We start from the raw sequence: 9,281 nt of genomic DNA, 5'->3' as shown, positions 1-9,281 counted from the left end.
AATTTGCTGGGGCATTTCGATGATGCAGAAGGATAAGGACGAATTTGCTGGGGTATTTCGAAGAAGCCGAGAACTTCAGTTAACATTGCATTCACGCATCGGGTCTGCATTCGCCGCCCCTCGGTCCGCCAGAAGTGATCGACAAGGGAGCTGATTCAGGCGGACACACCTGCGAGGCTAAGTGGCTGCGCCACCCGGACCGGATTGATCCCAAATTGGATCAATCCAAGGAATCCTTAAGCCTCTCGGCGTCGTGAATGCGGGAACGTTAGCCGAAATTCCATATGTTTTGAAAGAGAGGTAATCAAGTGGAAATTGAAAACCTCGTAAAGGATTGTATTAATAATTCTATAGAATTAGGCAAATACTCATATGAGATCATAGTTCAACCTAGAGTAACAAACAGGATTTATGACAAATGCTACAAGAACTTTATGAAACACAAATCCTATGGTGATGAAGGCATAAACGAAATTGAAAAAATGATTGAAAATGAAAATGATTATGTAAAAAAGACAGCAGCAGTTCATTTATTGCCTTATAGAACAAAGATTGCTCTAAAGACATTGCAAGTATTAGCGAAGAAGTATGAGAACCAAATTGGTCTTTTTAGCTTCAATATTGAAATGGTTATTAAGGAATGGAATAAAGGGAACTTAAGAGACTACTATACATACAAATAAATAAATCATGTAGCTCAAAGAAGATGGAACTTCGGCTAACATCGTTTTCACGCATCGCAGCCTTACGGCTGCTCGGTCCGCCCGAGGGATTTCGAGGAAGCGAAGGCAGGCGGACAACCCTGCGAACCTAACCGCGTCGCGGCCGCCCCTTTGGGGCTTAAGGTTCTCGGGTTCGTGAATACGAGAGACGTTAGGCGAAACTGGCTAAATAACGTGAATAGATCATAGACCTTAGATATTAACATGCCCAAGGAATGGAGACTTGAATTATGAATGATATAATTGCTGAATTTCTTGAAGAAGAAGTCATATATCAAGAGTGGTACGACGCAATTTATAACTTTATTGCTGATCAAAACATCAGAGCTGGCGAATATGAAGGGAATATCTTCGTCATAAAGAAAATGGACAGACTCAATTTCATTATTTTTAAGGAATATACATTTAGAGATAGTGGATCGAAAGAAATTCATAGAGCTACAAATATATTCAGAAAGGATCTTTTAAAGGCAGTAAATAGTCATGCGTCTGCTCAAGGGTTTACTGTAAGAGGATATGGCGAAGAGAGTAATGATGTTATTACTCCATGGTAAACAAATAAGACTGTTAGCCTTTCAAAGGAGAGCCAGCATCGCCTAACACCATATTCACGCATCGGGTCGACGTTGTCGCCCCTCGGTCCGGCAGAAGTTCGAAGTGAAATCTATGAGGCATTTCAGTAAACGAGGAAGCAGAATCAGCCGGACACATCCGCACCACCTAACCGCATCGCGGCCGCCCTTCGGGCTTAAGGTGGTGGGACGTCGTGAATACAACAACGTTAGACGAAATTCATCGATTTGAATAAAAGGAAGAAGTACAGATGAACAATTGGATTAAGCTTACTGACAAAGAATACGATTATGCTTGGGATTTGTTTGAAAAAAGATACAAATTCAAACCAAGTATTAGCAGCACCGACTGGCCCAGTATCCTAGTGGTGGATGATCAGTTTATTACTTATGAGTTATCGGGAACCTGGGATACTACGGACGACTTAGAAGAGAAGTGCAATAAGGTATTCAAAGAGCTCACTACTGAAGATGAATATATTTATGCCTTGGATTGGCAGCATGAGTGTTACTGGTACAACCCTCATTTGCCTCACGGAAGTAAAGAATGGACAATTCCTTTTTACCCTGATGGAGATTACTACATTTTCTTCCCAATGGATTTAAGCTGGTGTTACTTTAGCCATCCATGGGAGAAATCGGTAACTTTAATAAATGAAGATCTTATAAAAACATTTGAAAGACATAAACCCAGCATTTTTGGAAGATTGATTCGAAGAAGTTGATGAACTTCGTCTAACACCGTATTCACGCATCGCAGCCTTACGGCTGCTCGGTCCGCCCGAGGCAATTCGAGGAGCTGATCCAGGCGGACAACCCTGCGAACCTAACCGCATCGCGGCCGCCCCGTTGGGGCTTAAGGTTCTCGGGTTCGTGAATACGAGAGACGTTATCGGAAATTCCCGAAGAGATCGATAAGGAGATTCAAGATGTTCAAAATAAAATTTCATCACGTACTCATAATACTTTTGACCGGATGTTTGATAATAATTTTGGCGCGAAACTTATTTGAGAATAGCAAACCATTGAAAATTAAAATAGATGAAGCTTTAACAGATTATGATGATAATTACTTGAGAACTATTACTAATCAATTTCATAACGATAAGCTATATGCATTTTATGAAACCATTAATAACAACTTAAAAGTAGTTTCACTTGAAAATGACACAATAAAAAGTCTTTCTGTTGAAGAGTTAATTTCAGAATCTCCAATGCTCTCTGACCGGGTAGTTTCATGGCAAGGGATAGGTAACTCTTCAAGTGGAACCAATTTACTTTATGGAATAATAAATGATCCTGAAATAACTCAGCTTTTTGTGGAAAGCGAAGACAATTATTCAACGCATATATTTAAAGTTGACGAAGCAAGAGCTGTCTGGTTTAAGTTCTTGGAAGATCGTGTAAACATACCGGTTATTATTACTGCTACGGACAGAACAGGGAATGAGAAGTTTTATTTTGGGCCAGAAAGGGGAAACTTGTAAGCCTTTCAAAGAAGCCGGGAACATCCGATAACAACGTATTCACGCATCGCAGCCTGGTGGCTGCTTGGTCCGCCCGAGGCATTTCGATGAAGTAGATCAGGCGGACAACCTTGCGAGGCTAAGTGGCGGAGCCACCCGGCGACTTCGTCGCCTTAAGCCTCTCGGGTTCGTGAATACGAGGGACGTTATCCGAAATTACTGTAAAGTAAAAAGAATTTAAAGACCTCTATGACATATAAATCACTGGAGGGTGGGTGCATTGAAGAAAAAAAATATCATTATATTTTGTGTTCTAATTTTAATTGCAACCTCTACAAGTTGCAAAAATCAGCCTGAAGATTCAGGAGCAACTGTAAAAGAAATCAATAGTATAAATCATACTTTTTCTAAAGATGGGACTAAAGAAATTGAAGAGAGCCATAGTGTGGAAATAGACGATGGAAATAACATTTCAGAATCAAATATCACCGAGGAGAACATCTTAGGAATTATCGGCGTAACAAAAGTAACGAACGATATGTCTCCTAAAGGAGCGAATATAAAGTATATTTTTACAAATAAATCAAGTGACAAGGAAACACTACTTGAAATTTACGCTCGCTCTGTTTATGAAGCAGATCTTGATGGCGATGGAATAACAGAAATAATGGTTTATTTGCCTGGTAAAATGCAGTCAATTCGAATATATGATCGAATTGATGACAAAATTTTATACATTGATGTTAACGAAAAGTTAGGCAGCATTGCTTCGTACGGTATGGAGAATATGTCCGGCTATCAACGCGAGTATGAGAACCATTTAATTGCTGTCTTTCAGGATGATAATGGGAAGCAAAGATTGGAAATATATAAAGTTGAGAATAACGGACTGATATATGTTGGTCCGTTTAAGCCGAAATAATTTTTTTGTATGTATTTCACAGAAGACAGTAACTTCGGATAACTATGCATTCACACATCGCAGCCTTGCGGCTGCTCGGTCGCCGAGAGGCATTTCGGGGAAGTGGATTCAGGCGACAACCCTGCGAACCTAACCGCTTTGCGGCCGCCCGTTGGGGTTAAGGTTCTCGGGTTCGTGAATGCGAGAACGTTAGATGAAATCTTCGAAAGATTATAAAACCAAAGGAACATGTCATGACCTATTCTTTGTATCATTATTTTGATAAGCATATTGGGCCTTTTAGAAATCTCTCTAGTCTTCCGATTGAGAGAGCCTTGGAGATTTCAAATCAAATCAAACAAGACGGAAAAATGTTTGCCAGCAAGAGATCAGATGATTATATGTTGATCAGAAGAGATCTCGAACGGCTGGCTAGGGAACAATTTATTGCCAAGGGCGGCAAGCCAAGAAACCCATTTCCTCACTACATGACATTGGAACCATGTGATTGGCTAAAGTCATGGTATTTGAACCCGGATTGGATAGCAATTGACTTGGACGAATTTCTCGAAACATCAATTAGTTTTACATACGGTGATCTTTTTCCAACGATGAGGTATCAGGATAATAAACCATATCGTAGACTAGTGTATACCAAACAAGAGATAATTCGAGTGATGGAAGAATATGGAATGCCACAAGATTGGAATAAGAATGGAGATAAAGGACCAGAAAGATATATTGAAGTTCAGGTGTGGGATGATGAAGTGATACAGAGATATATTTTGTAAGCTCAGCTGAGGGCCGAAGACTTCATCTAACACCGTATTCACGCGACGGGCCGACATTCGTCGACCCTTGGTCCGCCCGATGCACTTCGAGGAAGGTGATCAGGCGGACAACCCTGCGAACCTAACCGCGCCGCGGCCGCCCCGTTGGGGCTCAAGGTTCTCGGGTTCGTGAATACGAGAGACGTTATCTGAAAGTGACGAATGCCTAGGAAAGGATCTTATTCAATGGAGTATTTATTGAACTCAACCATAATTGCATTAGAGAAGGGAGACATAACAAAATCCGATTTAGATTGCATTGTAAACGCAGCAAATACTAGTTTGCTTGGTGGTGGTGGAGTAGATGGAGCCATACATCGAGCAGGTGGTAGAGAGATTCTTGATGAATGCATCAGGATTAGGAATAAGCAGGGAAACTGTCCAGTTGGAGAATCAGTAATTACAACAGGAGGCAGACTAAAAGCTAAGTTTGTAATCCATACAGTTGGACCTGTATGGAATGGAGGTAATAATCTCGAAGATGAAAAACTCGGTAACTGCTATAAGAACTCACTGAACCTTGCAGTTCAATATGGGCTCAAGAGTATATCATTCCCCAATATAAGCACTGGAATTTATAAATTTCCAAAGGACAAGGCAGCAGCAATTGCAATAAGAACAGTCCTTGATTTTGTACTGCAGAATGAGTCCTTTAAGAAAATTCAATTTATTTGTTTCGATGATGAAAACTACAATATTTATCAAGAGAAATTAAGAGCAGTTTTGTAAGTATTTCAAGAGGTCGTCACCTTCAGATAACAACGAATTCACGCGTCGGGCCGGCTTGTGCCGTCCCTTGGTCCGCCCGAGGCATTTCGGGGAAGTGGATTCAGGCGACAACCCTGCGAACCTAACCGCTTTGCGGCCGCCCGTTGGGGCTTAAGGTTCTCGGGATCGTGAATGCGAGAACGTTATCGGAAATCGTCTGTAAGATATGTTCTTGGAGGTTCGGAGATGACAGAAGCTCTAAAATTAATTGCACTTAAGGAAGTAGAAGAACAATCCTTTGAACTTACGAAAGCTTATCTATCTGTAAATAAATTAGTTTATTCGAACAACACACCAAAAATAGATGATGTGATAATAAACGAAGAAGAAAAAACCGCTGCTGTTTACTTTCCAATTGAGGGTGAGGCATATTATTTTGTTATTTACTTAGACACTTCACCTAAAGTAAGGGTTAGATTTATGGGGATGAGCGCTGGAAACCGAGTATACTTTACGGTCTCATCAGAAGAAATTGAATTAGAAAAACTTCTTAAGGAAATTGATTTTATTCCCACACAAACTTGGAAAAAAGGAACACAGATTCCTAATCGGAATATTACCAAGCTCTATGAGGATAGTGGATTTATATTTGAATTTGATCTTAAGCGAACTGGTGAAGTTGAAGATAAATTATCCAATCTTCTAGGAAAATTGGAAAGCTCAAATATTACTTCAATCGTTAATTCAGAAAAAATCAATAGAGTTATTCAAGTTGCTTATTACGGATATAAAGATGAGATGTGGGGAATTAATCTCAACCCGATAATTATTAAGAAACTTTCAAATTTAAATACAATTTTAGATATTGATTTATATGCTAGTGGGCCTGATTTAGAGTAACTCAGTGAAGTCAGACGACTTCCGATAAACCAGCTAATCGCAGTCAAGAGATTATCTAAGTATGTCCCCCAATACGTAAGCATGCAGACTCAAATAAACCTACCTCATGAGATAGGATTTTGGTAAAATCATCCTATGGTTGCTGTGTTAGAGTGCCGAAAACGGCCGGTTGTTTGACCAGACACCGAAGATCATCCGCAGAAGCTTGTGGCAGGTTGCGATTAAAGCGACTTTTTGAGGCTTGCCTTCCGCAAGCTTTTGTTGGTAATATCGGGACAAAGTCGGGTTACGAGGCCCATTGCGCTGCTGAGAAACGGCGGCAACCGTTGCCGGTAGAGGGCGGTTCTCAGATAGGATGAGCCTCGTTTGGAGATGCGGTTCCGACTTGCAGTAAAGGTTCCCGATTCGAAAACAGACGCGTCTAGCCCGGCAAAAGCGGACAACTGTTTCGAACCCGGGAACCTTTTATATCGCCAATCTCTGCAAGAATAACGGATCCCGTAATGTCCCCGACACCCGGAATGGAACGTAGAAGAGCGTACGCGGGAAATGAGGAAGCTAGCTTGGCCATACGGTCTTCGACTTCGTCGATTGCTTTCTGGTAAGTAGTCAGCAGGTTGATATAGCAGCGCAGCATGACCTCATTGGAGCAACGACCCGCCGGGTGAGGCAGGCTTTTGCGGGCGAGTTCGAGCAATGCGTCTCTCTTTTGTTCGTTCCACGCTCTCCCACGTCGATTGGGCAACATAAGCATGAGTAACTGCTCGGGATCGGCGGCCAGAACAGCATCAGGTGCAGGATAGGCAGCCAGGATACGTAAAGAAGTACTGCAGCACGTATGACGGAATAGCTGATCAAAGCCGGGAAACACCAGATCTAACACGGCTTGAAAGTGGAGCTGAACGTCGGTGTAGAGGCCGCTTAGGTGATGGTGTTGCCGGGTCAGCGTTCGGAGTTCAAAGAGAGAATCTTCTACCGGAAGCTGAGGGGATCCGTTTCCCAAGTAGAAAGCTTGCGCGATGCGTGCAGCGTCTATCGGTTTTTACTTTCCGAATCGCTTTCTTCTTAAGCTGGTGGGTAAGAATAGGGTTGAGCACAACAACGGGAAACCCACGAGAAGAGAAGAAAGAGGAGAGCGGTCTAGAGTAATTGCCGGTAGCTTCTAGAACGACATGAGGTTTGGTACTGGCGATCGTCTCCATCTCGTCCAGAAGAGAAAGCAGGCTTTCAACTCCGGAAGGAGAGTGGTCGAATGAGAACGGCTTGCGAAACAACTGACTGCTGGAAAGAAAGGCAGCAGCGACGCTCTTTCCTTTTGCAACATCGATGCTCAATACAGGATGATTCATGAAACCTCCTTAGGATCACTGGAACCCTGAGCTATACGTTCTCCACAAGTTGGCGCGGTGATACGGGCTGAGTCGCCCAACCAGCTCAATCGGGGTATGAACGTCGCCGGGCTGAAACACTTTATGTGACGGGATCGATGTCCCAACACCACATACATTTTTAGACCCAGTGTTTCTACCAGTATAAAAGAAAAAGTTCATCCCCGATTGAACGGGTATGAACTGATAATACCAACACCGTATTCACGCGTCGTGCCGACATTCGTCGACCCTTGGTCCGCCCGATGGTTTTCGAGGGAGTGGACTCAGGCGGACAACCCTGCGAGGCTAAGTGGCGGAGCCACCCGGCGACTCCGTCGCCTTAAGCCTCTCGGGTTCGTGAATACAAGAGACGTTATCCGAAATCTCTGCATGTATTTTAAAATCAAGGAAATCAAGAAAGGAGGCCGATACTTGATAAGAGGAATTAGTTTTGAAATTCCAAATAAATACGGAAGATACCTCAAGGACATTTTAAACCCTTTTGAAATACAAGAATATAATTGGCGTATTGGTGCAGAGGAGTCGTACCTGATAGTTGATAGTAAATTAGGGGATTTGCTATTCCAAGAACCTAATAATTGTATGGACGGAAAAGCTCTTAGGAGTATTTTAGAGGAAAACGATTACTATTTAATATTTCAAGACCTAAAAGCCTTTCCCAAAGGGAAGGATATCAAAGAATTAAAGACATTTGAGGAATACCTTAATAGTGATTGCCAACTTGTCCTTTTGGTTGTTGATAGTTCGTATATTACAATCTATTGCAAGAATACTGAGAAAGTAAATGATCTATATATAAATGCGAAAAACCGGGGATTCAAAAGTCTTGAATATATAACAGACGAAAACAATATGAGAACAGGACTGTCCGTATGGTGAACTATGATGAAGAAAAATTGTAAGTAACCCTGGAAGGCAGAGACTTCGGATAACACCGTAATCACGCTGCGTAACCTGACGGTTCCTTGGTCCACCCGAGGAATTTCAGGATGCTGAATCAGGCGGACAACCCTGCGAACCTAACCGCGCTGCGGCCGCCCCGTTGGGGCTTAAGGTTCTCGGGTTCGTGAATACGAGAGACGTTAGATGAAATAATCGCAATACATAAGAGGAACCTAAGCATGGATGATCAGGAAGAAATCAAAGAAGAACAATCTAGATCATCGATACCTTTTGTATGGTGCTTAGTTGGAAACATCATAGAAGAAAGGTATTTCGGAGAAGGAAAAGAACAAATAAAGCAAGGTACAAAAAAATTCAGACCCCATGCAAAGGTCTACTGCTTCCCAGCGCAATGGGGCGATGGCTACGAAGAAATAAAGGTGATTGGACGAACGAGAAGAAGAAAAAATTACTCAACAGTAATAACCTCTTCAAAATACATAACAAACTGGAGACTACAAAAGGTCTTCGATCCTTTTGTAGTCAAAATGATGAAAGAAAACCATGGATGGGATGAAACAGTAGAGTCAATAAGAATAATAAAATCAATGCTGGAATGGCTCCCACAACGGACGATCGAAAAAGAAAAGGACTAATTTGTAAGTATTTCGAAGAAGGCGATTACTTCATCTAAACCAGCTAATCAAAGTCAATGAGAAAGTCTAAATCATTCAAAGAACAAAATAGGGTATACCGAAATAAGCCTACTTGCCGAAGTACGATTGTGGTAAAATATCCCTATAAATTTGATGTTATTCAGCGCAGAATATCTCTTGGTTGCGCCAAATGCCGTAAATGAGCCGCAGAAGCTTGTTAGAAGTAGCAACTATGGCAACTTTTGCAGGTTTG

At 41.9% G+C, this 9,281-nt stretch carries 11 protein-coding genes and 1 pseudogene; 10 read left to right on the top strand and 2 right to left on the bottom strand.

Going from position 1 to position 9,281, the window contains the following annotated elements:
- The first annotated feature begins 308 nt into the window (after nucleotides 1-308).
- The 8 genes from GE107_RS26075 (at nucleotide 309) to GE107_RS26040 (ending at nucleotide 6,099) form a co-directional block, all read left to right on the top strand.
- Complete coding sequence (locus tag GE107_RS26075; protein WP_219644629.1) at nucleotides 309-683, top strand: hypothetical protein; 375 nt, start codon at nucleotides 309-311, stop codon at nucleotides 681-683.
- 269 nt (nucleotides 684-952) lie between these two features.
- Nucleotides 953-1,276 (top strand): hypothetical protein, encoded by a 324-nt coding sequence (locus tag GE107_RS26070; protein ID WP_219644628.1) that lies wholly within the window; start codon nucleotides 953-955, stop codon nucleotides 1,274-1,276.
- 269 nt (nucleotides 1,277-1,545) lie between these two features.
- A complete protein-coding gene (locus GE107_RS26065; protein ID WP_219644627.1) occupies nucleotides 1,546-2,019 on the top strand; it encodes a DUF2716 domain-containing protein in 474 nt (157 codons plus the stop codon).
- Between the two features lie 204 nt (nucleotides 2,020-2,223).
- Nucleotides 2,224-2,781, top strand: a complete 558-nt coding sequence (locus GE107_RS26060) for a hypothetical protein (RefSeq protein WP_219644626.1) — start codon at nucleotides 2,224-2,226, stop codon at nucleotides 2,779-2,781.
- A 259-nt stretch (nucleotides 2,782-3,040) separates the two neighbouring features.
- Complete coding sequence (locus tag GE107_RS26055) at nucleotides 3,041-3,682, top strand: hypothetical protein (RefSeq protein WP_219644625.1); 642 nt, start codon at nucleotides 3,041-3,043, stop codon at nucleotides 3,680-3,682.
- A gap of 233 nt (nucleotides 3,683-3,915) precedes the next feature.
- Nucleotides 3,916-4,452, top strand: coding sequence for a hypothetical protein (locus GE107_RS26050; protein WP_219644624.1), 537 nt, complete (start codon nucleotides 3,916-3,918; stop codon nucleotides 4,450-4,452).
- Nucleotides 4,453-4,677: 225 nt separating this feature from the next.
- The gene (locus GE107_RS26045) at nucleotides 4,678-5,220 is read left to right on the top strand and encodes an O-acetyl-ADP-ribose deacetylase (protein ID WP_219644623.1); all 543 of its coding nucleotides are present in this window, start codon (nucleotides 4,678-4,680) and stop codon (nucleotides 5,218-5,220) included.
- A gap of 225 nt (nucleotides 5,221-5,445) precedes the next feature.
- Complete coding sequence (locus tag GE107_RS26040) at nucleotides 5,446-6,099, top strand: DUF4279 domain-containing protein (RefSeq protein ID WP_219644622.1); 654 nt, start codon at nucleotides 5,446-5,448, stop codon at nucleotides 6,097-6,099.
- Between the two features lie 221 nt (nucleotides 6,100-6,320).
- Here GE107_RS26040 and GE107_RS26885 read toward each other — a convergent pair.
- Nucleotides 6,321-6,670 (bottom strand): annotated as a pseudogene (locus GE107_RS26885) (transposase).
- A gap of 385 nt (nucleotides 6,671-7,055) precedes the next feature.
- Nucleotides 7,056-7,448, bottom strand: coding sequence for an IS110 family transposase (locus GE107_RS26880; RefSeq protein WP_255570882.1), 393 nt, complete (start codon nucleotides 7,446-7,448; stop codon nucleotides 7,056-7,058).
- A gap of 453 nt (nucleotides 7,449-7,901) precedes the next feature.
- Here GE107_RS26880 and GE107_RS26030 point away from each other — a divergent pair, with 453 nt between their 5' ends.
- Together GE107_RS26030 and GE107_RS26025 are read left to right on the top strand one after the other, a co-directional pair.
- Nucleotides 7,902-8,369 carry a DUF2691 family protein gene (locus GE107_RS26030; RefSeq protein WP_219644621.1) on the top strand — a complete coding sequence of 156 codons (468 nt, stop codon included), beginning with the start codon at nucleotides 7,902-7,904 and terminating at the stop codon, nucleotides 8,367-8,369.
- A gap of 242 nt (nucleotides 8,370-8,611) precedes the next feature.
- Nucleotides 8,612-9,028 (top strand): hypothetical protein, encoded by a 417-nt coding sequence (locus tag GE107_RS26025; protein ID WP_219644620.1) that lies wholly within the window; start codon nucleotides 8,612-8,614, stop codon nucleotides 9,026-9,028.
- Nucleotides 9,029-9,281: the final 253 nt, after the last annotated feature.

It is taken from the genome of Cohnella sp. CFH 77786, assembly GCF_019400745.1.
GTDB lineage: Bacteria > Bacillota > Bacilli > Paenibacillales > Paenibacillaceae > Cohnella.
This window is presented reverse-complemented; position numbering and strand designations above follow the sequence as displayed.

What these genes read in the sequence shown, in the direction of transcription:
- GE107_RS26070 (WP_219644628.1), top strand. Translation starts at nt 953, where the DNA reads ATGAATGATATAATTGCTGAATTTCTTGAAGAAGAAGTCATATATCAA.
- GE107_RS26065 (WP_219644627.1), top strand. Translation starts at nt 1,546, where the DNA reads ATGAACAATTGGATTAAGCTTACTGACAAAGAATACGATTATGCTTGG.
- GE107_RS26060 (WP_219644626.1), top strand. Translation starts at nt 2,224, where the DNA reads ATGTTCAAAATAAAATTTCATCACGTACTCATAATACTTTTGACCGGA.
- GE107_RS26050 (WP_219644624.1), top strand. Translation starts at nt 3,916, where the DNA reads ATGACCTATTCTTTGTATCATTATTTTGATAAGCATATTGGGCCTTTT.
- GE107_RS26045 (WP_219644623.1), top strand. Translation starts at nt 4,678, where the DNA reads ATGGAGTATTTATTGAACTCAACCATAATTGCATTAGAGAAGGGAGAC.
- GE107_RS26040 (WP_219644622.1), top strand. Translation starts at nt 5,446, where the DNA reads ATGACAGAAGCTCTAAAATTAATTGCACTTAAGGAAGTAGAAGAACAA.
- GE107_RS26880 (WP_255570882.1), bottom strand. Translation starts at nt 7,448, where the DNA reads ATGAATCATCCTGTATTGAGCATCGATGTTGCAAAAGGAAAGAGCGTC.
- GE107_RS26025 (WP_219644620.1), top strand. Translation starts at nt 8,612, where the DNA reads ATGGATGATCAGGAAGAAATCAAAGAAGAACAATCTAGATCATCGATA.